General features: G+C 65.0%; 22 protein-coding genes. 9 read left to right on the plus strand and 13 right to left on the minus strand.

Translation table 11 applies throughout. The features are described 5' to 3' along the window. Positions 1-42: 42 nt before the first annotated feature. Entirely contained in the window at positions 43-444 is a 402-nt protein-coding gene (locus AAFG13_RS08535) for a DUF4260 domain-containing protein (RefSeq protein ID WP_342711742.1), read from the plus strand. Here AAFG13_RS08535 and AAFG13_RS08540 read toward each other — a convergent pair. Further along, positions 437-1,240 (minus strand): PilZ domain-containing protein, encoded by an 804-nt coding sequence (locus AAFG13_RS08540; RefSeq protein WP_342711743.1) that lies wholly within the window; start codon positions 1,238-1,240, stop codon positions 437-439. The genes AAFG13_RS08535 and AAFG13_RS08540 overlap by 8 nt on opposite strands. Positions 1,241-1,456: 216 nt before the next feature. After that, a complete protein-coding gene (locus AAFG13_RS08545; protein ID WP_249131545.1) occupies positions 1,457-2,383 on the minus strand; it encodes a DMT family transporter in 927 nt (308 codons plus the stop codon). A gap of 187 nt (positions 2,384-2,570) precedes the next feature. Here AAFG13_RS08545 and AAFG13_RS08550 point away from each other — a divergent pair, with 187 nt between their 5' ends. Further along, positions 2,571-3,926, plus strand: coding sequence for a PLP-dependent aminotransferase family protein (locus AAFG13_RS08550; RefSeq protein ID WP_212310721.1), 1,356 nt, complete (start codon positions 2,571-2,573; stop codon positions 3,924-3,926). Positions 3,927-3,952: 26 nt separating this feature from the next. On the opposite strand, the gene AAFG13_RS08555 is transcribed toward AAFG13_RS08550, so the two are convergent. From AAFG13_RS08555 to AAFG13_RS08575, 5 genes are all read right to left on the minus strand, one after another. Then, complete coding sequence (locus AAFG13_RS08555) at positions 3,953-4,609, minus strand: carboxymuconolactone decarboxylase family protein (protein ID WP_212309637.1); 657 nt, start codon at positions 4,607-4,609, stop codon at positions 3,953-3,955. Positions 4,610-4,694: 85 nt separating this feature from the next. Further along, on the minus strand, positions 4,695-5,507 hold the full coding sequence (gene blaOXA, locus AAFG13_RS08560; RefSeq protein WP_342711744.1) for a class D beta-lactamase: 813 nt from the start codon (positions 5,505-5,507) through the stop codon (positions 4,695-4,697). Between the two features lie 131 nt (positions 5,508-5,638). Then, positions 5,639-5,902, minus strand: coding sequence for an EscU/YscU/HrcU family type III secretion system export apparatus switch protein (locus AAFG13_RS08565; protein WP_021081624.1), 264 nt, complete (start codon positions 5,900-5,902; stop codon positions 5,639-5,641). After that, entirely contained in the window at positions 5,899-7,479 is a 1,581-nt protein-coding gene (locus tag AAFG13_RS08570; protein WP_342711745.1) for a flagellar hook-length control protein FliK, read from the minus strand. The genes AAFG13_RS08565 and AAFG13_RS08570 overlap by 4 nt, the downstream gene beginning before the upstream one ends. A gap of 64 nt (positions 7,480-7,543) precedes the next feature. Then, positions 7,544-8,329 (minus strand): ATP12 family protein, encoded by a 786-nt coding sequence (locus tag AAFG13_RS08575; protein WP_342711747.1) that lies wholly within the window; start codon positions 8,327-8,329, stop codon positions 7,544-7,546. A 70-nt stretch (positions 8,330-8,399) separates the two neighbouring features. On the opposite strand from AAFG13_RS08575, the gene AAFG13_RS08580 reads away from it, so the two are divergent. The 5 genes from AAFG13_RS08580 to AAFG13_RS08600 all read left to right on the plus strand — a co-directional run bounded on the left by AAFG13_RS08580 (position 8,400) and on the right by AAFG13_RS08600 (position 15,060). Then, on the plus strand, positions 8,400-8,855 hold the full coding sequence (locus AAFG13_RS08580) for a hypothetical protein (protein WP_342711748.1): 456 nt from the start codon (positions 8,400-8,402) through the stop codon (positions 8,853-8,855). A gap of 412 nt (positions 8,856-9,267) precedes the next feature. Then, positions 9,268-11,004 carry a multicopper oxidase domain-containing protein gene (locus AAFG13_RS08585; protein ID WP_342711749.1) on the plus strand — a complete coding sequence of 579 codons (1,737 nt, stop codon included), beginning with the start codon at positions 9,268-9,270 and terminating at the stop codon, positions 11,002-11,004. Further along, the gene (locus AAFG13_RS08590) at positions 11,004-13,178 is read left to right on the plus strand and encodes an alkaline phosphatase family protein (protein WP_342711750.1); all 2,175 of its coding nucleotides are present in this window, start codon (positions 11,004-11,006) and stop codon (positions 13,176-13,178) included. Before AAFG13_RS08585 ends, AAFG13_RS08590 begins: the two co-directional genes overlap by 1 nt. Positions 13,179-13,409: 231 nt before the next feature. Beyond that, positions 13,410-13,868, plus strand: coding sequence for a GNAT family N-acetyltransferase (locus AAFG13_RS08595; RefSeq protein ID WP_342711751.1), 459 nt, complete (start codon positions 13,410-13,412; stop codon positions 13,866-13,868). Positions 13,869-14,001: 133 nt separating this feature from the next. Then, the gene (locus AAFG13_RS08600; RefSeq protein WP_342711752.1) at positions 14,002-15,060 is read left to right on the plus strand and encodes an MBL fold metallo-hydrolase; all 1,059 of its coding nucleotides are present in this window, start codon (positions 14,002-14,004) and stop codon (positions 15,058-15,060) included. A gap of 74 nt (positions 15,061-15,134) precedes the next feature. Here the strand turns inward: AAFG13_RS08600 and AAFG13_RS08605 are convergent, their stop codons facing one another. The 4 genes from AAFG13_RS08605 to AAFG13_RS08620 form a co-directional block, all read right to left on the minus strand. Next, positions 15,135-16,496, minus strand: coding sequence for an amidohydrolase family protein (locus tag AAFG13_RS08605; protein ID WP_342711753.1), 1,362 nt, complete (start codon positions 16,494-16,496; stop codon positions 15,135-15,137). A gap of 15 nt (positions 16,497-16,511) precedes the next feature. Next, positions 16,512-16,901, minus strand: coding sequence for a glutaminase (locus AAFG13_RS08610; RefSeq protein ID WP_249131554.1), 390 nt, complete (start codon positions 16,899-16,901; stop codon positions 16,512-16,514). Positions 16,902-17,132: 231 nt separating this feature from the next. Then, entirely contained in the window at positions 17,133-18,347 is a 1,215-nt protein-coding gene (locus AAFG13_RS08615; protein ID WP_342711754.1) for an amidohydrolase family protein, read from the minus strand. A gap of 123 nt (positions 18,348-18,470) precedes the next feature. After that, positions 18,471-19,667: an RluA family pseudouridine synthase gene (locus tag AAFG13_RS08620; protein WP_342711755.1), complete on the minus strand. Its 1,197-nt coding sequence runs from the start codon at positions 19,665-19,667 to the stop codon at positions 18,471-18,473. Positions 19,668-19,866: 199 nt separating this feature from the next. Between AAFG13_RS08620 and AAFG13_RS08625 the strand changes: the two genes are divergently transcribed. Next, positions 19,867-20,736: an alpha/beta hydrolase gene (locus AAFG13_RS08625; RefSeq protein ID WP_342711756.1), complete on the plus strand. Its 870-nt coding sequence runs from the start codon at positions 19,867-19,869 to the stop codon at positions 20,734-20,736. A 221-nt stretch (positions 20,737-20,957) separates the two neighbouring features. On the opposite strand, the gene AAFG13_RS08630 is transcribed toward AAFG13_RS08625, so the two are convergent. Continuing rightward, positions 20,958-21,296, minus strand: coding sequence for a hypothetical protein (locus AAFG13_RS08630; protein ID WP_342711757.1), 339 nt, complete (start codon positions 21,294-21,296; stop codon positions 20,958-20,960). A gap of 330 nt (positions 21,297-21,626) precedes the next feature. Here AAFG13_RS08630 and AAFG13_RS08635 point away from each other — a divergent pair, with 330 nt between their 5' ends. Continuing rightward, on the plus strand, positions 21,627-22,172 hold the full coding sequence (locus AAFG13_RS08635) for a hypothetical protein (protein WP_342711758.1): 546 nt from the start codon (positions 21,627-21,629) through the stop codon (positions 22,170-22,172). Between the two features lie 116 nt (positions 22,173-22,288). Here AAFG13_RS08635 and AAFG13_RS08640 read toward each other — a convergent pair whose 3' ends face one another. Beyond that, a complete protein-coding gene (locus AAFG13_RS08640) occupies positions 22,289-23,623 on the minus strand; it encodes a replication-associated recombination protein A (protein ID WP_342711759.1) in 1,335 nt (444 codons plus the stop codon). Positions 23,624-23,631 lie beyond the last annotated feature (8 nt).

The following is a 23,631-nucleotide window of genomic DNA, read 5'->3' on the forward strand; positions in this document are numbered from 1 at the left end:
GCGCAAAAACGGTAGGATTTTCCGACATCTGGGGAGACGGCGATGACCGACATGACTGCTGAAGCGACTGGCGCTGCGACCGGCGGGGTCCGCACCCTGCTCCGGCTCGAGGGCCTGGTGCTGTTCCTCGGCATGACCGTGCTCTACTACAAGTGGGAGGGTTCCTGGCTGGTCTACGTCCTGCTGTTCCTGGTGCCGGACATCAGCTTTGCGGCTTACCTGATCAGCCCGCGGGCCGGCGCCATCGCCTACAACGCCGCCCACACCTATCTGGCGCCGGTGGCGCTGATGACGCTGGGTTTTGCCGGTGAAGGACCGTTGGTGCTCTCGATTGCGATGATCTGGCTTGCCCATATCGGGATCGACCGCGCGCTCGGCTACGGGCTGAAATACTCAAGAGGGTTTGGCTACACCCATCTCGGGCGCATCGGAAAGCTCAGCTGAACTGGACGCCGATCCGGCCTTTCCTGCGCCAGATCACGCGGCAATGCCGCTCCGTCGTCTCCATTTCCAGCACGAGGCTGAAGCTGTTGGGGATGACAGCGGGATTCGTCGCCTCGACCGCGGCACCGGTCGCGGAGAGGTTGCGCACGATGCAGGTCATGCTGCGCCGGGCAAAGCTGATCCGTGCCGCGCGCGCAACGTTGCGCCTGAGAGCCCTGCGCTGGTCGCCAGCGGCCTCGCTGGTCGCACCGGTCGAGAAGCCGGAGCGGATCCTGCCTTGCAGCCGCACGTCCGCCTGCATGTCGAAATGCTTGAGAATGCGTGGCCGGCTTCCGACCACGGTCAATTGCAGGGACGCCAGCAGATGCTCGACCGTCTTGCCGTCGCTGCCGAACGGCAGCAGCAGCCGCTCGCAATCGACTTGCCGATCGTTGGCATCGATGGTCGAGAAGACCATGTACACCGCGCAGCCGCTCGTCGCGCATTGCTTCGCCGGCGTCAGCGTAATGCGCCGGAGCGACATCGAGACCACCTGCTCCATGGTCTTGCCTGCCCAGGCGGAATTGAACGCCTCGGCGACATGCTCGCCCTGATACATCGCGCGGAATTTGCGCAGACGTCCCTCGCCCTCGACCGCCCATGCGACGAGTTGCCGGGGATCGTGCATCGCGGGATCCGGTTTCAGTTCGGCGAAAGCGGGAAATGGCCGGCCGGCCGACAGCTGATCCCAATAGGTCAGCAGTGCGCGCTGGCTTTCCGACCTGACCGCGTCAGGCGCAATCAACCTGAATGGCATCGGCCCCCTCGTGTCGCGTCGACGCGCATGGTGAGCAGCTGAATTTAAGGATCGCTGAAACCTGATCCGTAACAGTGCGGGCCGGTGCGCCCGGCGGCATGAATTACCGCTTGGCATGGTTAGCGCGCGCTTTACAATTCGGCCAAGTCACAGGGAGAAATCAAACAAAGGGACAGAGCGGGATGATGATTCGACGAAAGTCATCCCGCTCTAGCCTCAAGCGTACCGGCGCGCGAACACGACGCAGGCGACGACGAGCATGGTCGCTGCGATCATCGACCAGGCGACCGGCTCATGCAGCAGCAGCCCGGCCAGCGCGAGGCCGAAGAACGGCTGCAACAGCTGCAACTGGCCGACGCTGGCGATGCCGCCGAGCGCAAGGCCGCGATACCAGAACACGAAGCCGACCAGCATGCTGAAAATAGAGACGTAGGCGAGCCCGAGCCAGGCCGGCGCGCCGATGCCCTGCCAGCTCGGCGGCAGCGTCATGATGGTCATCACCAGCACCACCGGCACTGAGAGCACCAGCGCCCAGGAAATCACCTGCCAGCCACCGAGCCGGCGCGACAGCGCAGCACCCTCGGCATAGCCGAGGCCGCAGACGATGATGGCCGCGACCATCAGCAAATCGCCGGTCAGCGACGCCGATCCATCACCTGACAGAGCGAAGGCGCCGACCGTCGCGCTGCCGATGCAGGAGAACAGCCAGAACAGCGGCTTCGGCCGCTCGCCGCCGCGCAGCACGCCGAACACCGCGGTCGACAGCGGCAGCAGCCCGATGAACACGATCGAATGCGCCGAGGTGATGTGCTGGAGCGCCAGCGCGGTCAGCAGCGGAAAGCCGATCACGACGCCGAGGGCTACGATGGTCAGCGACACCAGGTCCTTGCGCTGCGGCCAGGGCTGCCGCAGCACCGCCAGCAGTGCCGCGCCGAGCAGCGCCGCGATCGCCGCGCGTGCCGAGGTCAGGAACAGCGGCGAGAACCCGGCAACCGCGACGCGGGTGGCCGGCAGCGAGCCGCTGAAGATGATCACGCCGAGCAAACCGCTGCCCCAGCCCTCCAGCGAAGCGCTGCTGCGCCCCTCGCCCGCCCAGGACTTCCCCGACAGAGACTTCCCCGACAATGTCTTCGAATCGCTCATCGCGCACCTCGTCTTTCGCAGGCGAGGATAGCGGCGGCGGGCTGGCCAAGGCAGTTACGGATCAGTACAATATCGCCAAACTGTATGGGTAAAGGTAGGCATACACTTTAAGGTAGGCAAACACTTGCGGCAGCCATCCAATCATCGCGCCGTTTTGGCGCCGAAGGCGACCCGGACCACCGACGTGATGAACGCGATCCGCGCCAGAATCGCGAGCCGCGCGCTCGCCGCCGACGACCGCCTGCCCTCGATCCGCAGCTTTGCCGCGACCATGGGCGTCGCGCCCTCGACCGTGGTCGAGGCCTATGACCGGCTCGCCGCCGAGGGCCTGATCCGGGCGCGGCCGGGCTCGGGCTTCTATGTCTCGTCCGCGGCGCTGCCGCCGCTGGCGCTCACAAGGGACCAGCCGCAGCACGATCGCGCCGTCGATCCGTTCTGGGTGTCGCGGCAATCGCTCGACGCCGCGAGCGGCGCGCTGAAACCGGGCTGCGGCTGGCTGCCCGCCGACTGGATGCCGACCGAGGCGCTGCGGCGCGCGTTCCGCGGCCTGGCGCGGGCCGACGACGCCGTGCTCGCCGATTACGGTGCGACGCGCGGCTCGCTGGCGCTGCGCCGCATGCTGATGGCGCGGTTCGCCGACGAAGGTCTCGAAGTGTCGCCCGAGCAGGTGCTGCTCACGATGTCCGGCACCCAGGCGATCGACCTGATCTGCCGCTTCCTGCTGCGGCCCGGCGACACGGTGCTGGTCGACGATCCCTGTTATTTCAATTTCCGGGCGTTGCTGCGCGCCCATCAGGTCAAGCTCATCAGCGTGCCCTACACGCCATCGGGGCCCGATATCACAAGCTTCGAGGCGGTGCTCGACGCCGAGCGGCCGCGGCTCTACATCACCGTGTCCGGGCTGCACAATCCAACGGGCGCGACGATGTCGCCGCAGACCGCGCACCGCGTGTTGAACGCGGCTGCAGCCTTCGACCTCACCATCGTCGAGGACGACATCTTTACCGATTTCGAGCCGGAGCCGTCGGCGCGGCTCGCGGCGCTCGACGGACTGAACCGCGTGATCCGGATCGGCAGCTTCTCCAAGACGCTGTCGGCATCGTTGCGCTGCGGCTTCATCGCGGCGCGCGCCGACTGGATCGAGCAGCTGGTCGATCTGCAGGTCGCGACCGGGTTCGGCGGCCCCTGCGCGGTCGCGACCGAAATCATCGCGAGCGTTTTGGCGACCGGCTTCTACCGCAAGCATGTCGAGGAGCTGCGCCGGCGGCTGGCGCGCGCCCGCCGCGACGTCGGCGAGAAGCTGCAGCGCATCGGCATCGAGCCGTGGCTGATGCCGCGCGGCGGCTTCCAGCTCTGGTGCCGCCTGCCCGACGGCTGCGACTCCGCCGACGTGGCGCGCGCAGCACTCGCCGACAACATCGTGCTGGCGCCGGGCAACGTGTTCAGCACCACACAATCGGCCACCGGCTTCATGCGCTTCAACGTCGCGCAATGCCGCGACCCGAAACTGATGCCGGCCTTACAGCGCGCGATCGGGCGCTAGCTTGCGCCTGATCGACGCGACGCTCGTTATTTCTCACCCACCTTGAACGGCTCTTCCTTGCCCGGCGGCACCGTCTCTTCCGCCATCGCCAGCAGCATTGCGACCATCACGTAATTGCCGGCGAGCGCGGTGAGATCGACGATCTGCTGGTCGTTGAAGATTGCCTTGGCCCGCGCATAGGTCTCGTCGGAGACCTTCTTGGTCGTGGTCAGCTCGGTGACGAAATCGTACACCACGGCCTCGTCGTCGGCCATCTTCGAGGGACGGTTGCCGGCCTTCAGCTCGGCGATGACATCGGCCGACAAGCCGGCCTTGGCCGCGAGCGGCGCATGCGCGAACCACTCGACCTGCGAGCGCCACTGCCGGCCGATGATCAGGATCGCGAACTCGTTCAGCTTGGTCGGCACCGAGGTCTGCCAGCGCAGGTAATAGAACAGATCGTAGAGCCGCTGGCCGAGCACCGGGCTCCTGATCATCGGATTGTAGGGACCGCCGATGCCGACGCTCGACACCTTCATGATCGCCTCGCCGAGCGGCCGCTGCTGGTCGTTGAGCTGATCCATCGTGAGCTGCGGGAAGCGCGGCTCCTTGCTGGTGGCCGGCGCCGAGAACATTGTGGCCGCGAGCCAGCCGCCGGCCGCGGCCAGCGTAAGTGACGACAGCCAGATCGAAGCCGATTGCATGATTTCCTCCGGTTTTGCTTTTATCGGAGGATGCTAATCGAGCGGCGGCGGCGCCTGCCAGTCGCAGCGTACGCAGGTCAGCCCGTCACAGCGCGACGATGTCGGTGAGGCATTGCTGCGTCACGCTCATCCGCGCATCGATCTGCGCCTGGGTCTTGCAGTCCATGTTCATCGCGAACACGGTGACCTCGCCGCCCTTCTCGGCCCAGCCGACCAGCCAGCCCAGCGCGCCGTGCTCCTTGTCGGTGAGGCCGGTCTTGGCCCGAATGACGGCGTCGCCGACTTTCGTCACCGGGAGAATGTCGCACACCAGCTCTTGGCTGCGCTTGCCGACCGGCAGCACGCCGCGGCGCAGCCGGTCGAGGAAATCGATCTGCTGCACCGGATCGATCCGAAGGTTTCCCGTCACCCAGAACTGGTCGATGCCGCCGCCGATGTCGCGGTTGCCGTAGTCGATGACGTCGAGATACTTCTGCATCCGCTCCGCGCCGATCCGGCGGGCGATCTCCTGGAACACCGGGAAGGCCGACACCGCGAGCGCCGAGCGCAGCGTGTGATCCTTGTTCCAGGCCTCGATGCTGCGCGTTGTGCCGTCCCACTTGAAGACGTCCTTGTCGGGATCCTGCACCACGCCGGTCTCGAGCGCGATCAGCGCGTTCGGGATCTTGAAGGTCGAGGCCGGCAGCCTGCCCTCGCCCGAGCGAACCTTGTCGCTCGCGATGATCAGATAGTCGTCGACCTTGTAGCCGACGAAGGTGCCCTCGGTGCCGAGATCGAAGAAGCGCTTTTGCAGGTCCTCGCGAAACTCGCTGCGCTGGTAGGACACATTGGCGAAGCTGCGCGACGGCAGGATGCTCGCGGCAGCAAGCAGACCGAGCGCATGACGGCGATGGATCACGAGGGGACCTGATCTGGTTCGGGTTGACGACGATGCTGATGCCATCGTGGTGAAAGGATGGCAATGAGACTCACTTGTTTGACGTGTTTTCTTCACGCGAACCGGTGCCCACTTCGCTTGAAGCGCTATCGCTACCGCGCCCGGCCCGACATCCGCAGCACGAACACCAGCACCTCGGCGACGGCCTTGTAGAGCTCGGCCGGGATCTCGTCGCCGAGCTCGACATTGGAGAGTGCGCCGGCCAACACCTCGTTCTCCTCGATCGGGATGTCGTTGGCCTTGGCAACCTCGATGATCTTGGCGCCGATCGCGCCCTTGCCTTTCGCCACCACGCGCGGCGCGCCGGCGTGGTCGTAATGCAGCGCGACCGCGAGCTGGTTCTGCGTCTCGCTCATGATGCGCGGTCCAGGAAATGGCCAGCGCGCGCGGGCGCAGGTTGCGGCGGGCTGCCGTCGCGGATCTCGATGTCGCCGGGCGTAAGCTCCGCCCTGGTCAGTGCCAGGCTCAGCTCGGAAGCGCCGGCGCGCAGCTGCGCGGCGGTCGAGGGACGCTCGGCCCACATCCGCACCGAGGTGCGCTCGCCGTTCAGCGAGACCAGCGCGTGCACGGGCCCAGCCGGCTCGACGTCGAGCGTGAAACGCGCCCGCCACACCCGCTTGGCGGCTTCGACCTCATTGCCGCCGCCGTCGCGGGAAATCTCGAACTGCGCCATCGCCGTGCCCTGCTGGGTCAGGAACGGGATCTCGAAATTCCAGCGCGGCACCATGGCATCGAGCTGCGGGCGCGTGCCGTCGCCACGGTCCGGCAGCGAGGCGATCTGCAGCAGCGTCTGCCGCGCCAGCGCCGCGTCGGTGTTTTCCAGCAGGCGATGCGCGGCCGTCGAAAGCGGCGCGCCCGGTGCGATCGACGGCTCGGCAACGGCCTGGGCCGACGGCAGCGCACCGTGAAACGGCGGTGGCGGTGTGCTGCCGCGTGTGGGCACGTCGCCGGGCAGCATCTCCCGTGGCGCGGCGCCCTGCCGCGCCGGGTTGCCGAGCTCGTGCAGCGCTTCCTGAATGAGATTGAGCGCGCCGCCCGCAGACGGGCCGGCATCGAGCGCATCCGCGAGAGCGCCGGCAAGGCGGGTGGCGCCGCGGGTGAGATCCTCGGCAACCGGCACGCGCGCCTGCGGCAGCAAGATCTCCTGAACCTCGAGCTCGGGCGTGCCTGATGGCACAAGGCCCGGCGCCGTGCCGGCACCGGCAAGCGCCGGCTGCTGCAGCGGCGTGGACGCGGGCCTTGCGGCATCGCCGGTACCGAGCGAGGTCAGCGCCTGACGCAACACGATCAGCGCGGCCTTCAGGTCGGGGACGCTGCCGCTCGCCGGCGCAACGCCCGAGGCGAGCGTCGCCTCGAGCAGCAGGCCGGATTTCTGGAAGCCACCCTTGACGGCATCGCCGCTCAAATTCTCGTCGAGGCCAGTCTGCTGTGCCAGCACCTGCGCGATCGCGGCCTGCAGCTTCGGCGGCAGATTGGCCGCGGCGACCGCCGTAAGGTTGGCAAACAGCGGCGCCTGGCTGCCCTGCACCGCCGCCGCATGCTGCGCCGTCGCGGTGATCGTGACGCGCTCGAGCGGCGACAGCACGGCCTTCGGCGCCGTGGCGACGGGTTGCGGAGCGACGCTGGCGTTGGTCGCCGCCGGCGACAATTGCACGGCATCGCCCGTGTCTGCGCCCGGCCCGACCAGTTGCAGGCGGATGCCGTCATTGGTCTGCGAGACCGCAAGCTGCAGGTTTTGGCCCGGCAGCAGCGGCACCTCCGTCTGGACGTCGATCGACAGGCTCGCGATCGCGATCCGCACCAGATCGGCCGACAGCACCTTCAGGACCTGGGCATTGACGACACTGCCGGCCTCGAGCGTGAGGTCCGGCGCAACGCTGCCCGCCTCGTTCGAGGCAAGCACCGGCAGCACGGGATTGACGGCGAGTGCCATGTCGGAGGTCTCGGCCAGGCGCGAGGGACGTGCCGCAGGCTAGCCCGGCGCCGTAAAGGTCTCGTTAACCGGCGGCCTGCCTGAACTCCCTCAGGACGCCGGCGGCGGCCTTGAAATCGACCTGCCGGGCGGCGCGGCGCGCGGCGACCTCCTCGTCGACGCCCCATTTCTCGATGTTCCAGTCCTCGTCGACATGGGCGGCGGCCCAGATCTGGTCCTCGTCGCGGACGCCGTGGGCGAGCGCCAGCGCCAGCAGCGCCGAGCCGGTCAAGGTCGTCACCACATGGAGCGCCGCGACCGACCATGGATCGGTCGGGAACGCCGCACGCGCCGCCTTGATGGCGGGCTCGGGCTGGCCGACATGCATGACCCCCTCGGCCATCACGAAATGGGCGCCGAGCGCATCGGCGGCCCAGAACAGGATCGGGTCCCAATGCCGGGCCTCGCGCGCCACCAGCGTGTCGGGATAGCCGGCGCGATAGAACAGCAGGTCGCTGCCGAGGAATTTTGCCGCATCGTCGGCGACCTCGTCGACGCGATCGATCACCCCCTCGATGACGCTGTTGGCCAGGCGCGTCAGCGGCATGGTCATGGGATCGATGGTCTCGCCCTGCGCATTCCATTCGGCTGCGACCGCATCCCCAATGGCGCGGCTCGGCACCACGATCGGCTTGCCGGACGGCGAGCGGATCTGCTTGCCGTCGAGCGTGATCGCAAATCCGCCATCGGCCTCAGCCACGCCGACGCTGGTGTAGAACCGCTTGCGCTGGGGCCTGCGGATGTGGCGGCGCACCGCCTCCTGCGGGTCGAGCGGGGATTGGTCTGGGACGTCGTCGAAGAGTTCGCGCATTGCGCCGGCCGGCTTTCGCTTGGGAGGATTTCCCTGCAAGATATGCCAGCGGCAACGGCAAATAAAGCTGATGGGACGCGGCAAATTCCTCGCGGGTTTTTCGCTGGTTGCGACGGTCTTCGGAGCCACCGCCACCGACGCCGGGTTCCGCACACCGGAATCGCTGATCCGCAACGTCTACGCCCATTACGGCAAAGGCAGCGCCGCGTTTTCGAATGGCCTGCCACGCGACGACGAAACGGCCCGGCAATTCTTCGATTCCGGCCTGCGCGGCGCCTGGACCGCCTTGCACGACGCCCCCTACGATTTCCTGGTGCAGAGCCCGACCTGGCGGCTCGGCCCGATCTCGATCGCAATTCCGCGGCGGCAGTTCGACAGGACCGACGTGACGGTGACATTCGACAATGAGGGCCGCGCGGTCACGCTCAACTTCATCGTCGTCAACGGTCCCGACGGCTGGGTGATTGCGGACGTCGAGAGCCCGCACGATTCATTGCGGATGTTTCTGGCGCAGTTCAGGCGCTAATCCCGATCGTCAACACGACAGCGCGCGATGTGATCAGTGACGAAAAAAAATCTGTCGGCTACCTGCGCGTCCTGCTTTCTCCGCAATTCAGTCCGCGAATGGTGCATCCGATTGATCGCACAGCGGGTTTGAACGGCGCGCGCATTTCTGCGTCGAAGTGCCGCAAGATGCTGTCATCTGCGTGCTAAGAACTTGCCAGATTTCGGCAACAACGCGCGGCTAGCGTCGCGACACCAAACAGAAGCATTGGTCGACCATTGCGGTCGCAAGACGTGAACTGACGTCACGCGTGGCGTCCGTGCGCGCTTGCGCGCCAGTGGCGACGTATTGGCGGGGCGGCGTGGCACGACGACTTTCGACCGTTTGTTGTGTCATCGTTGCGGCTTGCCTCGGGCTTGCTGTGAGCGGCGCAATGGCGTGGCTCGGCGCAACTGGCCTTCAGAATGCGCCGCGCACGCAGCAGGATGTTTGCGCGCGGCCGGAGCCCGGAAGTGCGATCGAGGAATCTGCCGAATTGCGCAGCCGCGATGGCGTGCTCGAAACCGATCTCAGTATCCATGATCAGAAGCTGCCGGATGGCACGAGCCGCTATTGCTATCTGACGCCGGACGGCAAGCCGTCGCCGACCTTGCGGCTGAAGCCGGGCGACCAGCTGGTCATCCATTTCACGAACGACCTCGTCGACCTCGATACGGCAACGCCTGCGATCGACCGCCCGCTCGCCGGCGCGCCGATCTGCACGACGCGAAAGCAAGCCGATGTTTGCGAGAGCGGCGCGATGACGCCGATCTCGACCAATCTGCACTTCCACGGGCTGACGGTGCCGCCGGTCTGCCATCAGGATGATGTGCTGAAGACCTCGATCCAGCCCGACGACGCGCCGTTCGAATACCGCCTGCGCATTCCGGACGACGCGCCGCCCGGCCTCTATTGGTATCACCCGCATCTGCACGGCTTCAGCAAGACGCAGGTGCTCGGCGGCGCCTCAGGCGCCATCATCATCGAAGGCATCGAGCGCGCCGATCCGTCGCTCGCAGGCCTCCCCGAGCGCGTGCTCGTGATCCGCGACCAGGATCTCGTCAATCCCGACGCGCCGCCGTCGAAATCCGAGCCGGTCATGACCAAGAGCCAGCTCGACAATGACGGCGACGTCGCCAACTCCGGCACCGGCTTCGGCAAGCCGTCGAAGGATCTCTCCGTCAACTTCGTGCCGGTGCCCTATCCGAACTATCCGCCGGCCCGGCTGACGATGAAGCCGGGCGAGCGGCAGCTCTGGCGGGTGCTGAACGCGTCCGCGATCACCTATCTCAACCTCGCTCTGTTGGTCGGCCGTGCGCCGCAGCAGATCGGCATCGTCGGGCTCGATGGGGTGCCGTTGCAGTTCCAGGCCAGCCCCTCGCCGTCGGTGCAATGGGTCAACCATATCGGCCTGCCGCCGGGTTCGCGTGCCGAATTCATCGTCGAGGGACCGCCGGCTGGCAGCTCGGCCCTGCTGGTGACGCGCGCGATCGATACCGGGCCTGCCGGCGAGAACGATCCCAACCGTGCGCTAGTGGCCATCACGGCTTCAGTCGATGCCGGCGAGCCGCAGGCCGCGCTGCCCACTCACGCCGAGCCGTTGCCGCGCCCGGAGCGGCCGTGGGTCGGGAACGTCGCGCCGGTGCGCGTCAGGAAGCTGTTCTTCTCAGAGCAACCGGAGAATCCGAACGATCCGAACAGCCCGACCAAGTTCTTCATGACCGTCGACGGCGAGACGCCAAAACCGTTCGATCCGCAATCGGACATTCCCGACATCACCGTGAGGCAAGGCGACGTCGAGGACTGGATCATCGAGAACCGCTCGATGGAGCTGCACGATTTCCACATCCATCAGCTGCACTTCCAGCTGCTCGACTGGTCCGGCGTCGCAGTCAACGAGCCGTTCCTGCGCGATACCGTCAACGTCCCCTACTACAACGGCCGGATGCTGAAATATCCGAGCGTGCGCCTGCGCATGGATTTTCGCGATCCCAACATCGTCGGCACCTTCGTCTACCACTGCCACGTCCTTGAGCATGAGGACGGCGGCATGATGGGACGGATCAGGGTCGTGCCGCGAGACACCGCAAGTTCGACCAAGCCGCTCAATCAGCAAAAAGGAGAGCTTTAATGCGCGACAAGCACAGGTCACGTTGGCTGCAATGTTGCCGCCTTACCCTCAGCGCACTTGCGCTGGGTCAGTTCACCGCCGGCCCGGTGCTTGCGGAGGACTGGAATCACCACGGTGGACACGAGACGCGGTCGCCGATCAAGCACGTGATCGTCATCATCGGCGAGAACCGCAGCTTCGACCACGTGTTCGCGACCTACGTGCCCGAACGGCGCGAGGAGAGCGTGTTCAACCTGCTCTCGCAGGGCATCGTCAAACTCGATCACAACAAGAACGCGATCCCCGGGCCGAACTTCGAGAAGGCGCATCAGCAGGCCGCGACGGATACCGGCCTGAACGACGCGTTCCTGCTCAGCCCGCCGAAGCAGAACTTCCCCAAGGATCAACTGCCGGCTCCGCTGGTCGGCGGCCCCAAGGTCTCCTACATCCCGAACAAATGCGGCAGCTCGCCGATCACCACCTGCGAGGCGTCGCTCGCGCTTGCGCAGCAGTCGGAATCCGGCCTGCCGTCCGAGTACTACCAGTTCCTGCTGTCCGGCGGCACCGGCCAGTCCTCGCAGACCCCCGACCAGCGCATCACCAATGTCAGCGCGCTGCCGGCCGGTCCGTTCCAGCTCACCAACACCGATGCGATGCCCTACGATTCCTATTCGGCAAGCCCGGTGCATCGCTTCTACCAGATGTGGCAGCAGCTCAACTGCAACCACTCGGCGGCCAGCCGCGACAATCCGTCGGGCTGCGGCGGCAATCTGTTCGCCTGGGTCGAAGTCACCGTCGGCGCCGGCGCCAACGGTGCGGCACAGCCCTCCAACTTCTCCACGGAATACTCGCCGACGGCGACGACCACGGGCGAAGGTTCGACGGCGCTCGGCTTCTACAACGTGCAGAACGGTGACGTGCCCTACTTCACCTCGCTCGCGCAGAAATATGCGATGAGCGACAACTTCCACCAGTCCGTCAATGGCGGCACCGGTGCCAACCACATCATGTTCGGCCATGCCGACATGCTCTACTTCAGCGACACCTACGGCAACGCCGCGGTACCGCCGAACGGCACGCAGGTGTTCGGCGGCACGCCTGACGCCGGCATCGTGCATGAAATCGAGAATCCGAACCCGGCTTCCGGCACCAACAACTGGTACACCGAGGACGGCTACGGCGCCGGCGGCAATGGCGGCTTCGCACCGCCCTTCCAGACCAGCCCGGTGTCCGGCGGCGGCTCCTACAGCGACTGCTCGGATCCGACCCAGCCCGGCGTCAAGCCGATCCTGGACTACCTGAAGGGGATCCGGATCAACGCGAATTGCGAACCCGGCCACTATTATCTCCTGAACAACTACAATCCGGGTTACTTCGGCAACGGCAAGAACGCCTACACCGACACCAACCCGTCCAACACCCCGTTCACCATCCCGCCGTCGACCCGCAAGAGTATCGGCGACAGCCTGAACGAGCGGAACATCTCCTGGAAGTATTACGGCGACCAGTGGAACAACTACGTCAACGATCCCTATCAGCTCAACTGGGGCGTGGCCGGTCCGACCGCCGACGAGTACTGCAACATCTGCAATCCGTTCCAGTACGACACCTCGATCATGTCGCACCCGGATCAGGTCGCAGCCCATATCAAGGACTCGGTTGATCTCTACTCCGACCTTTCCAAGCACTCGCTGCCGGCGGTCTCCATCGTCAAGCCGAGCGGCTTTACCGACGGTCACCCGTCGTCCTCCAAGCTCAATCTGTTCGAAGGCTTCGCGAAAAAGATCGTCGACCAAGTCCAGGCCTCGGACTATGCGAAGGACACCGCGATCTTCATCACCTTCGATGAAGGCGGCGGCTACTTCGACTCCGGCTATGTGCAGCCGCTCGACTATTTCGGCGACGGCACGCGTATTCCGCTGATCGTGGTGTCGCCGTTCGCGCGGCACGGCCACATCTCGCATGAATATGCCGATCACGTCTCGATCATCAAGTTCATCGAGCGGAATTGGCGCCTGGAGCCGATCACGAACCGCAGCCGCGACAACTTCCCGAACCCGGTCGCGGCGCCCGGCAATCCCTATGTTCCGGTCAACAGCCCGGCGCTCAGCGATCTGTTCGACTTCTTCGACTTCGACGACGGCGGCCATCACCATGGCGGCGGCTGGGACCACGGCGGCGGCTGGGACCACTGACGACCGCACCTCGCGACACAACAATCCGCCGGCCCGAAAGGCCGGCGGATTTCGTTTGCCGACCAGGTCAACCGCCCTTGTAGCCCGCATGAGCGCCAGCGATATGCGGGAACTGGTGGCCCCGGATATCGCTTCGCTCATCCGGGCTACGCCCTGCTGGATATCCATCGACCGATCGGGCCTGTAACATGTCTGTCGACACCGATCTCGTCTCCATGGAAATCCTGCTCAATGACGTCAGTCGCTTTCCGCCAGGCTCAGCCCGCCGACCTTCCGGCGATCATCGCCCTCCTCGCCAACGACGTGCTGGGGCAGCAGCGCGAGGATGCAAGCTCGCCGCCGAACCCACGATATGTCGACGCTTTCGATGCCATCCTCGCCGATCGCAACCAGTTGCTGGTCGTGGCAACCCTGAACGACGAGGTGGTCGGGACCCTTCAACTCAGCTTCATTCCCGGAATGGCACGCCTGGGCGCCTGGCGCGGGCAGATCGAGGCGGTCCGAATTGCCGAGGCGCACCGTAGCTCAGGCGTCGGGCAGCAGATGTTCGAGTGGGCGATCGCGCAATGCAAAGCGAGAGGCTGCGATCTTGTGCAGCTCACGACCGACAAGGCACGCCCCGACGCGCACCGCTTCTATGAACGATTGGGATTCGTCGGCAGCCACATCGGCTACAAGCTGATGCTTTAAGCTTGCCGCACCGTGCGGCGAGACCAACCAGCCGCGCGGTCACAACACCTCGATGCGCCGCCGCCGAGCGTTGAGATGCGGCGCGGACTTTGGCAGTCTCGGTGAAGACGAGAACGACGCGGGAGCCGACAGCATGCGGCACTTCATTCTTCCGACACCCCTACTGGCCATCATCTGGCTGCTGCTGCCGCTTCCCGCCCAATCGGCGCCCTGCCTGCTGGTCACCTTGACCGGCACCATGAGCGGTCCCGCCCTGCGCAATGGCGTCGCGGGCGCCGGCACACTTGTGCGCTACGGAGACGACAGTGCCGATTGCGGGACGCTGAAGCTGCAGTTCGACGCAGGCCGCGGCACTGAACTGCGGCTGTCGCAACTGGACGTCGAACCCGGCCAGATCGACGCCGTCTTCCTCACGCATATGCACTCGGATCACACCGAGGGCCTCGTCGACCTGCTGCTCGCGCGCTGGAACTGGAATTCCGGCGGCCCCGCGCTCGATGTCGTCTGCAGCAGCGATGCGCCCTCGCCGCTCGGCTTCACCCTGAGCTGCGGCAAGTTTGTCGCGCATATCGGCGACGCCTTTCTTCAGTCCGGCGAAATCGCGCAGCGGGTTTCGGAGGACCGCAAACGATTGGCGGGTGGACCTGCCGCACTTGTACATCTCAGCACATTCGAGCCAACGGACGAGCCACAGGTGATCTGGTCGAAGGGCGAGGTCCGGGTGAGCGCGATCCGCTCGACCCACATCGCGGGCCATGCCTCCTATCGCGTCGACACGCCGGCCGGCAGCGTCGTGATCGGCGGCGACGCCAGCAATGACAGTGCCGCTCCGCCGCGTCCGACGTCGACGTCGGCGCAAGTCGAGAAGCTGGCACAAGGCGCCGACGTGATCGTGCACTCGACCATGCATTCCATCATGGGTCCGGAGCGCGACAGCGGCATGCCGCCGCCCGTCTTCTACCGCCAGAGCCTGGCGCCCGACCTCGGCGCCATGGCAAAGCGCGTGGGCGCCAAATATCTGATGCTGACCCACCTCGCGCCACAGGTCGGGGCGACGCATCACGGCCCCTACAAGGTGCCCGGAGGTGCGCTCACCGAAGCGGACTATCGCGCCGCCGCCGAGGCAGGCGGATTTACCGGCACGACGATCGTCGGCTCGGATCTCGCCACCTTGCGCCTTCCCGCCAAATAGACCGGCGCCGCGCGACAATGAGCAGCGGCGCATTGTCGACCGAGCGGCCGGGCTCGCCTTGTCATCACGTTCGTCTACCTGCTGCGGTCACCACCAAGAAGATTCTTGTAGACCTTTCCATCTTTCATGATGACCAGGAAGTTCTTTGCCGGATCTTCGATCAGCTTGATGTTGTCGATCGGATTGCCATCGACCAGCAGAAGGTCGGCCAGCGCGCCTTCCTCCACCACGCCTAGCCTGCCCGGATATGGATTTCGAGGCCCGGACAGACTGAGCAACTCGGCATTCGTCGATGTCGCCATCGCGAGCGCTTCGGCCGGCGTATACCATCGCGTGAGGGTCGTCAGCATGGCACCTTGCCGGTCAGCGAGCGCCTTCGAGAACAAGACGTCGGTGCCGAATGCCGTCTTCAACTTGTACTTCTTCGCAAAACCGTAGACCCTGTCGGTGCCGGCAACGACCTGCCGCATCTTGTCCTGCTCCGCAGGTCCAAGGGCACTGGCGCCCGACAGATCGAGGAAGGGCTGAGTGCTTAGCCAAATTCCCTTCTCGGCCATCAGGCGGGCCGACGCGTCGTCCATCAGGTGACCGTGCTCGATACACTTGACGCCCGCTGCGATCGATCGCTCGATCGCGACCGGCGTATAGGCGTGTACGGCGACATAGGTGCCCCAGTTCTCGGCGGCTTCGACCGCGGCACGCAGCTCCGGTTCAGTGAAAGTGGACACATCGAGCGGACTGAACGGCGACGCCACGCCGCCGCCCGCCGTGAGCTTGACCTGCGAAGCCCCCTGCATGAGCTGCTCGCGCGCGCGCACGCGGACTTCATCCGGGCTGTCCGCGACCATGGCGCCGCCTATCCGCTCCATGCGGCTGAGCATGCCGCCGATCGTTCTGGGCAGATCGGACAGCTGCCGAAAGTCGCCATGGCCGCCGGTGATGGTGATCATGGCACCGGATGGATAGATGCGAGGACCGGCAACGAGGCCCTCGTCGATCGCCCGCTTGAGGGAAAAGGCCGGTCCGCCCATGTCGCGAATGGTGGTAAAGCCTCGCATGAGCGTGGCCGTTGCTTCCGCGGCCGCAAGAAGGTTGGTGTAGCCGACGTCGCCAGCTATCGCGGCCGCCGGCGTCGGGCGCACCAGCATCGCATGCCAATGCGCGTCGATCAGCCCGGGCATCAGCACTCGTCCGTCGCCGGCGATCACCTGGGCATCGGCCGTGATCGCCGCAGTCGAAATCTTCTCGATCTTGTTGTTCCGGATCAGCACATTGGACGGCCCGTAGAGAGCGCCATTCTTGCCATCAAAAATTCGGACGTTCTGGAACAGCACGCCGGCATCCTGCTGCGCTCGCGCCGGTGGCGAGCCAACGAGGCCCGTCCCAATCAACGCGACCAGTGCCGAAACGCTGACGCTTTTGCTCAATCCTGGCATGTCCACTCTCCGTCGTTAGGGCATCGTTCGAGGTAGAGCACCCCGAGCAGAAGCTGCCACACGAATCCGCCCCAGCCCTTGTTCCAGAACGCGTGCCTCGTCGGGGTCGATCGCCTCGCACACGAGCGCGAACACGAATGGCTTCGATACACTCATGATCGAGAATTCGTACTCAATATCGCCGGCGCCGTAGATGCGTCCGCTAGTGCCGGCCACGCAGATGCCGAACAGTTCGCTCGGCACCCTAGCTAGTGCCGGGTAAACCTGCGAATTGTTTCCATCGCTGTTCGACTTGAAGCGCAGATGAGCTTGAGAAACGAGCTCCTGCACCATCTCGGGTTCGGGCAGGCGCCCGGTCGAGATGAAAGGCCGCTCCGCTTGTTCCGCGATCGAAGGTGGCCACATCGGCTCCTCCTTCCCGATTTCGACCTTACTGTTTCAAGTTGTCTAGTCGGCAACCAGAAGTAGGCGCTCAAAAAATCACGGAGTCAACGATCCGCTCTCATGGCGTTTTTTCATGCGACGAAATCAAAGTGATCCGTTGGGATAGCCAAACGGATTTGCACGTTTGACCGCTTTGAACCGGTTCTCCGCGGGTCAACACTGCGTTCGATCTACGAGTTCTCCGGCCGGCTATCACGGCTTCTGATAGATCACGTGACCCGCGCGGATGGTGGTGCTCACTTTCGCAAGATTGGCGACGTCGCTGAGCGGATCGCCGTCGAGCACCACGAGATCGGCGTCAAAGCCCTGCGCTACCCTGCCCTTCTTAGCGGCCTTGAAGAACCGCGCCGGATTGGTCGTCAGCGAGGCCAGCACCTGGCGTTCCGACAGCGCGCGGTGCATCAGCTGGAATTCCTGCGTGGTGTCGTACAGCGTGGTGAAGCCGACATCGGTGCCGAACAGCACGGTGCCGCCATTCTCGGAGAACTGCTTGAGCTGGTTGACGGTCGCGGCCACCAGACGGTTGGTAACGTTGGGGTCGAGAACCACCGTCGTGAACAGCGACAGCGTCGGAATCAGCGCCGTCCCCTGCGCCTTGAACCGCGCCAGCTGGTCGTCGGTGTAGCTCCGCTCGCTGGGCGTGGTGTGCGCGAGCACGTCGACGTCTGCTGCGATCACCGTCTCGACGCCGATCTTGTTCTGCGGATGCGCGAACACCGGCCTGCCCTGCGCATGCGCGACGTCGACGGCCGCCTTGGCGATCGCCGGATCCATGTTGATGACAGGTTTATCGCCCATGAACGCGCCGGTGAACAGCTTGATGCCGTCCTCGCCCATCGCGAGCCAGTCGCGCGCCCACTTCGTGGCCTCCTCTGGCGTCGCAGCTTCGGGAAGCTGGATTTCGGGCGGCAGGTACACGGGATGCCCGCCCTTTGGAAACACGTTGCCGGCGAGCAGGATGTTGGGACCGGCGACTTCACCCGCTGCGATGCGCTTGCGCAGCGGCAGCGCGTTCCGTGGATCGGAGCCGAGGTCCCAGACCGTGGTAAAGCCCCATCGGGTCAGCATCTCCTGCATGTGCTGCGTCAGCGGTGCGGCCGGCGCCTCGCCGGCGTTGTGCCAGACATGTTCCGTGAAATGCACGTGGCTGTTCCAGAACCCGGCAACAACAGTCTTGCCGCTGCAATCGATCAGGCGCGCATCCGAGGGCAGCTTGACGTCGCCGGACTTGCCGACCGCGCTGATGACGCCGTCGGTAATCACGATCGCCGCATCCGGCAGCGCGGCTGCATCGGCCGATGCGTAAAGCGTGCCGCCGCGGAGCACGACGGTCTCGGCATGTGCCGCCGCAGAGGCGACAGCCGAGCCAATGAGAAAAAGCGCGATGCGTAACCAGGTCCCGGTCATGGACAGCCTCTTTGATGGGTGCATGCCGGCGGTGCCCGGCGCGCGGCAACATAGCCGCGGCGCGATGAGCCGCTTTGATCGTTCTTGCTGTCCGCGACGGGTATCGGGAGGCGGCGTCCGCCGTCACTCCTCGGGCGCGTTCTCGATCGGGTCGAACCGATCGGCCTCGAGCCCGAGCAGATTCCAGGATTGCAGCATATGCGGCGGCAGCGGCGCCGTGGCATCGATTACGCCGCCGCGCGGGTGCGGAATCACGATGCGGCGGGCGAGCAGATGCAGCCGGTTCTGCAGGCCGCCCGGCAGCTGCCAGTTTTCCTTGTTGAAGTATTTGGGGTCGCCGACGATCGCGTGATCGATATGCGCCATGTGGGCGCGCAATTGGTGGGTGCGGCCGGTTACCGGCTTCAGCGACACCCAGGCGAGCTTCGTCGCCGAGGTCTCGACCACGGCATAATAGGTCACGGCGTGGCTGGCGCCCTCGTCACCATGCGCCGCGATCCGCATGATGCTGTCCTCCTCGCTCTCCTCCTTGGCGAGATAGGTCGAGATGCGGCCCTGCTTCGGCTTCGGCACGCCCGCGACCAGCGCCCAGTAGATCTTGCGCGCGGAGCGATGCCGGAACGAGCCGGTCAGAGCGGTCGCGGCAAAGCGCGTCTTGGCGATCAGGAGGCAGCCCGAGGTCTCGCGATCGAGCCGATGCACCAGCCGCGGCTTCTGTCCCTTGGCGTCGCGCATCACCTCCAACATGTCGTCGACATTGCGCGTGATGCCGGAGCCGCCCTGAACCGCCAGACCTGCGGGCTTGTTCAGCACCATCACGTCGGCGTCCTCGAACAGGGTCATGTCCTTGAGGTCCTGGAGGGTCTTCTTCGCCGCTTCAGACAGGCTGGCGGCCGCCTTCGGCGTATCGAGCCGCAGCGGCGGAATGCGGACGCTCTGCCCTTCTTCCAGCCGGTCCTTGCTGTCCGCACGCTTGCCGTTGACGCGCAACTCGCCCTTCCGAACGATGCGCTGGATGTGGGAAAACGACAGGCCGGGGAAACGCGCCTCAAGAAAGCGGTCGACGCGCATGTTGTCCTCGTCCGCCGTCACCACCACGGTCTGCACCTTGGTCGGCAGCGGCGGCGGCTCGGCGACGCTCTTCTCCGGCTCGGGCACGAATGGCTTGGGCGCCCGCTGCTTGTCGCCAAGGCGCACCGCTGCTGACTTGCCGCCCGCACGATGCGCCGGCCCCAGCTCGGCCGCCGGGCCGCGATGGGGACGCGCGCCTTTGGCGCGCTCGCTCGCTGGGCGGAGAGGTCTCTTGACGCGGCGGCTCATGGGGTTGCAACTCCGAAGTTAAGCCCGTGGGTAGCGCAAATGCCGCGAATCGTCACGGCGAAATCGGTGTGAATCCGGCGCAACATCGGCCAAGTTCGGCCGCCTGCGGCAATCGAGGGGCCTTGGAATGAGATTGGCACTATCGGCTTTGGCGGCGGCCCTGATGCTGTCAGGGCCGGCGCTCGCCCAAGAGAGCCCTATGCCGGAAGATCTGGCCTGGAAGCTCCTGGAACTCGGCCGCGTCGTCGAGATGCCCAAGACGGCCGCGCTCTACGCACCGATGCAACAGAAGGAGCCCTATCAGGGCGTCAAGGTCGAGCGCGACGTCAAGTACGGTCCCGCCGACCGCCATCTGCTCGACGTGTTCGCGCCCGACCCAGCGGCGGCGGCGCCCCGGCCGGTGCTGATCTACATCCATGGCGGTGGCTTCATTGCCGGTAGCAAGCGCAACCCCGGCAGCCCGTTCTACGACAACGTCATGCTGTGGGCCGCCAAGAGCGGCTTTGTCGGCGTCAATGCCACCTATCGCCTGGCGCCGGCCTTTCCGTGGCCGGCAGGCGCCGAAGACATGGCCGCGATCGTGCAGTGGGTCGCGGAGAACATCGCGAGCCGCGGCGGCGACCCCAGGCGCATCTTCCTGATGGGCCAGTCGGCCGGCGCGATCCATGTCGCGAGCTATGTATCACACGGCGAATTCCACAAGGTGAAGGGCGGCGGCCTTGCCGGCGCGATCATGGTGTCGGGCATCTACGATCTGACGGCTTCGCCGGCCGGCGACGCCGAGCTCGCCTATTACGGCTCCGACCCCTCGCGCTACGCCGAGCGCTCCTCGCTGCAGGGCCTGGTCGCGAGCCCGATCCCGTTCCTGATCACCGCGGCCGAACTCGATCCGCCGCGCTTCGTCGAGCAGTTCGAGCTGTTGAAGCAGGCCAGCTGCAAGCGGCCGAGCGGCTGCGCCCGCAGCTTCATGCTGCCGCAGCACAGCCATATGTCCGAAGTCTATGCGATCAACACGCCGGACGCGCGGCTGACGGATGAGATTTTGGAGTTCGTGAAGAGCGTGAAGTGACGCGCCAGAGCAAGATGAAGTACCTGCCGTCGCAGCGGGCGCTGCCAAAATATCGAAAACAACCCCATGCACAGTAGCGGTGGCGGCCGGCGTTCGACCGGGCAACTTGACACGTCGGGCAACTCAGGGATATATTTCTAATATTCCGAAACATGCGAGTGTCCCTCGCCCAAGGTTGATGCACGCTATTCAGGCGGTTTGCCGCCGCGCGGCGGATCAATTCAATTTGCTTGGGGAGTAGCCCAGAAAATCAGCTTGACCACGGGTTGTTGGCTAGGCTGCGTCGTACAAATGTACCAGTACTTCCAATCGAGGCCGTCTGTTTCAACTATGATTTCTACCACCTTCGACAGAACGGGGGCCGCCGTTTCGTACTTGGGTGGCGGTGGCAGCGCGCGTACGCTGTGGATCGCCGCTCCGTCCGCGAACACCGCTCCTCCTGGCGGCTCCGTAAGTAAGTTTAAACTGGTGAGAATACAGAGCTTATCGTTTGCGACATCCGCGACCGCGGACGTGGCACACGTAATCGCAGCGAGGAAAACGCAGAACGCGAACTTCATTCCATCAATTCCTTGAACATCAACGCGCTCGAAGCGATGGCGAAGCTAACATAGATTTATGCATTCACCATCAATGTCGGTTCATGGCTCTTCTCGGAAGTCCGGCAACGTCCGCTTTCGCGCCGCTCTTGGGGGACAAGCGGACATCGATTCACGCGGTTGATTTATGAGTATGCGGCCTAGCTAGCACGCGGACTCATTAAGGCGCAGCCACACCGGATTGACGCGAGTTGAACAATTGCAAGGTAGTTGGCGCCGAGCCTGTCAATGGCTCGGCTGTCAGGCTCAACTGGTCGCTGTGCACCCGAAAGCGGACCTATTGTGCTTACCTTGAGTTTTGTCGTTCATGACCCACAGCGGACATTGGGCACCGCCTCGCGCTACCGGTTCGTACGGCTGGCAATGGCGACAGCGCGCGAGTACCATCGCAACATTATGAGGCAACACCTTCTATTCTACCTGCTGATAACGTTGGCAATGGTTCAGCCAGCTGATGCGTGCTCATCTGCTGTAGAATATCCTCATACACTTCTGGATCGATTGCCTTCGACTGCACTAAAACAGTCCGTGGTCGCAGTTGTCGAGCCCATCGATCTCCTGCCCCCACGATGGGCGGAAGGCGATGCTTGGGGAACGACACCACTTGTGAAAGTACGGGTCCTCGAAGCTGTACAGGGTGTCTCCGAAGGGCAGACCTTTGTCGTCAATCTCGGCGGCTGGATGTGTGGCGGCTTAGTTTCCCGGAATTCACTACTGGTCGCAGGGAAACGGCACTTCTACATCGCGGGTCAGTTTGCGAGCACTGATAAGGGGGATGTTGAATTCGTTGGCAAATGGGTTGGAAACAAACGCGTTCGGATTTTCGAGCGTGAATAATGAACGCTCGATTTCCGCTTTTGGCCCTTATCGGAAGTCCGGCAACGTCCGCTTTCGCGCCGCTCTTGGGGGACAAGCGGACTTCGATTCACGCGGTTAGTTCATAAGTACGCGGCCTAGCTCCCGCCGCGCTCCTTGCGCAGCCTGTTCCAATAATCCAGCCGCTTGCGGATCTCGCGCTCGAAGCCGCGGTCGGGCGGATCGTAGAAGGTTTGGCGGCCGAGCGCTTCCGGGAAGTAGCCCTGGCCGGAGAACGCGTCGGGCGCGTCGTGATCGTATTGATAGCCGGAGCCATAGCCTTCCGACTTCATCAGCTTGGTCGGCGAATTCAGGATGTGCTTCGGCGGCAGCAGCGAGCCGCCCTGCTTCGCGGTCTGCATCGCAGCGCCGAATGCCGTGTACACCGCGTTCGATTTCGGCGCGGTGGCGAGATAGACAACGGCCTGCGCGATCGCGAGCTCGCCCTCGGGTGAGCCCAGGAAGTCATAGGCATCCTTGGCGGCGTTGCAGACCGCCAGCGCCTGTGGATCGGCGAGACCAATGTCCTCGACCGCCATCCGCACCACGCGCCGCGCCAGGAACAGCGGATCCTCGCCGGCATCGAGCATGCGCGCGAGATAATACAATGCCGCATCCGGATCGGAGCCGCGCACCGACTTGTGCAGCGCCGAGATCAGATTGTAGTGACCGTCGGCCGATTTGTCGTAGATCGGCGCGCGGCGTTGCAGGATGGCCTGCAACTGCTCGGCATTGAACACCTCGCCCTTGCGCGCGGCGCGCCAGACCTCTTCGGCCAATGTCAGCGAGGCGCGGCCGTCACCGTCGGCCATCCGCACCAGCACGGCGCGTGCTTCCAGATCGAGCGGCAGGGTCTTGCCCTCGATCTTCTCGGCATTGGCAAACAACCGTTCGATCGCGGCCGTGTCGAGCGAATGAAACACCAGCACGCGGGCACGCGACAGCAGCGCCGCGTTGAGCTCGAACGAAGGGTTCTCCGTGGTGGCGCCGACCAGCACCACGGTGCCGTCCTCCATCACGGGCAGGAAGGAATCCTGCTGCGCGCGGTTGAACCTGTGCACCTCGTCGACGAACAGCAGCGTGCCCTTGCCGGTCTCGCGCCGGGCCCGCGCGGCATCGAACGCCTTCTTCAGGTCGGCGACGCCGGAGAACACCGCGGAGATCTGCTCGAAATGCAGCTCGGTGGCGTCGGCCAACAGCCGCGCCACGGTGGTCTTGCCGGTGCCGGGCGGTCCCCAGAACACCAGCGAACCCAGCGTGCGCGTCTCCAGCATGCGGGTCAGCGCGCCGTCGGGGCCGAGGATGTGATCCTGACCGACGACGTCGGCCAGGGTGCGCGGGCGCAGCCGGTCCGGCAGCGGGTGTGGCGCGTCCTGCTCCATCCCCGCCGCGGCGAACAGGTTGCTGGCCTCGCGCGGTTGCTTCGGGCTCACTTGCGGTT

Origin of the sequence: Bradyrhizobium sp. B124 (assembly GCF_038967635.1) — a bacterium.
Taxonomy (GTDB): domain Bacteria; phylum Pseudomonadota; class Alphaproteobacteria; order Rhizobiales; family Xanthobacteraceae; genus Bradyrhizobium.

Excerpts from the sequence above, each read along its gene's own strand:
- AAFG13_RS08550 (WP_212310721.1), top strand. The coding sequence starts at position 2,571 with ATGAACGCGATCCGCGCCAGAATCGCGAGCCGCGCGCTCGCCGCCGAC.
- AAFG13_RS08535 (WP_342711742.1), top strand. The coding sequence starts at position 43 with ATGACCGACATGACTGCTGAAGCGACTGGCGCTGCGACCGGCGGGGTC.
- AAFG13_RS08570 (WP_342711745.1), bottom strand. The coding sequence starts at position 7,479 with ATGGCACTCGCCGTCAATCCCGTGCTGCCGGTGCTTGCCTCGAACGAG.
- AAFG13_RS08625 (WP_342711756.1), top strand. The coding sequence starts at position 19,867 with ATGCCGGAAGATCTGGCCTGGAAGCTCCTGGAACTCGGCCGCGTCGTC.
- AAFG13_RS08600 (WP_342711752.1), top strand. The coding sequence starts at position 14,002 with ATGCGGCACTTCATTCTTCCGACACCCCTACTGGCCATCATCTGGCTG.
- AAFG13_RS08610 (WP_249131554.1), bottom strand. The coding sequence starts at position 16,901 with ATGTGGCCACCTTCGATCGCGGAACAAGCGGAGCGGCCTTTCATCTCG.
- AAFG13_RS08620 (WP_342711755.1), bottom strand. The coding sequence starts at position 19,667 with ATGAGCCGCCGCGTCAAGAGACCTCTCCGCCCAGCGAGCGAGCGCGCC.
- AAFG13_RS08615 (WP_342711754.1), bottom strand. The coding sequence starts at position 18,347 with ATGACCGGGACCTGGTTACGCATCGCGCTTTTTCTCATTGGCTCGGCT.
- AAFG13_RS08575 (WP_342711747.1), bottom strand. The coding sequence starts at position 8,329 with ATGCGCGAACTCTTCGACGACGTCCCAGACCAATCCCCGCTCGACCCG.
- AAFG13_RS08595 (WP_342711751.1), top strand. The coding sequence starts at position 13,410 with ATGACGTCAGTCGCTTTCCGCCAGGCTCAGCCCGCCGACCTTCCGGCG.
- AAFG13_RS08580 (WP_342711748.1), top strand. The coding sequence starts at position 8,400 with ATGGGACGCGGCAAATTCCTCGCGGGTTTTTCGCTGGTTGCGACGGTC.
- AAFG13_RS08565 (WP_021081624.1), bottom strand. The coding sequence starts at position 5,902 with ATGAGCGAGACGCAGAACCAGCTCGCGGTCGCGCTGCATTACGACCAC.
- AAFG13_RS08545 (WP_249131545.1), bottom strand. The coding sequence starts at position 2,383 with ATGAGCGATTCGAAGACATTGTCGGGGAAGTCTCTGTCGGGGAAGTCC.
- AAFG13_RS08555 (WP_212309637.1), bottom strand. The coding sequence starts at position 4,609 with ATGCAATCGGCTTCGATCTGGCTGTCGTCACTTACGCTGGCCGCGGCC.
- AAFG13_RS08590 (WP_342711750.1), top strand. The coding sequence starts at position 11,004 with ATGCGCGACAAGCACAGGTCACGTTGGCTGCAATGTTGCCGCCTTACC.
- AAFG13_RS08630 (WP_342711757.1), bottom strand. The coding sequence starts at position 21,296 with ATGAAGTTCGCGTTCTGCGTTTTCCTCGCTGCGATTACGTGTGCCACG.
- AAFG13_RS08585 (WP_342711749.1), top strand. The coding sequence starts at position 9,268 with ATGGCGTGGCTCGGCGCAACTGGCCTTCAGAATGCGCCGCGCACGCAG.
- AAFG13_RS08540 (WP_342711743.1), bottom strand. The coding sequence starts at position 1,240 with ATGCCATTCAGGTTGATTGCGCCTGACGCGGTCAGGTCGGAAAGCCAG.
- AAFG13_RS08605 (WP_342711753.1), bottom strand. The coding sequence starts at position 16,496 with ATGCCAGGATTGAGCAAAAGCGTCAGCGTTTCGGCACTGGTCGCGTTG.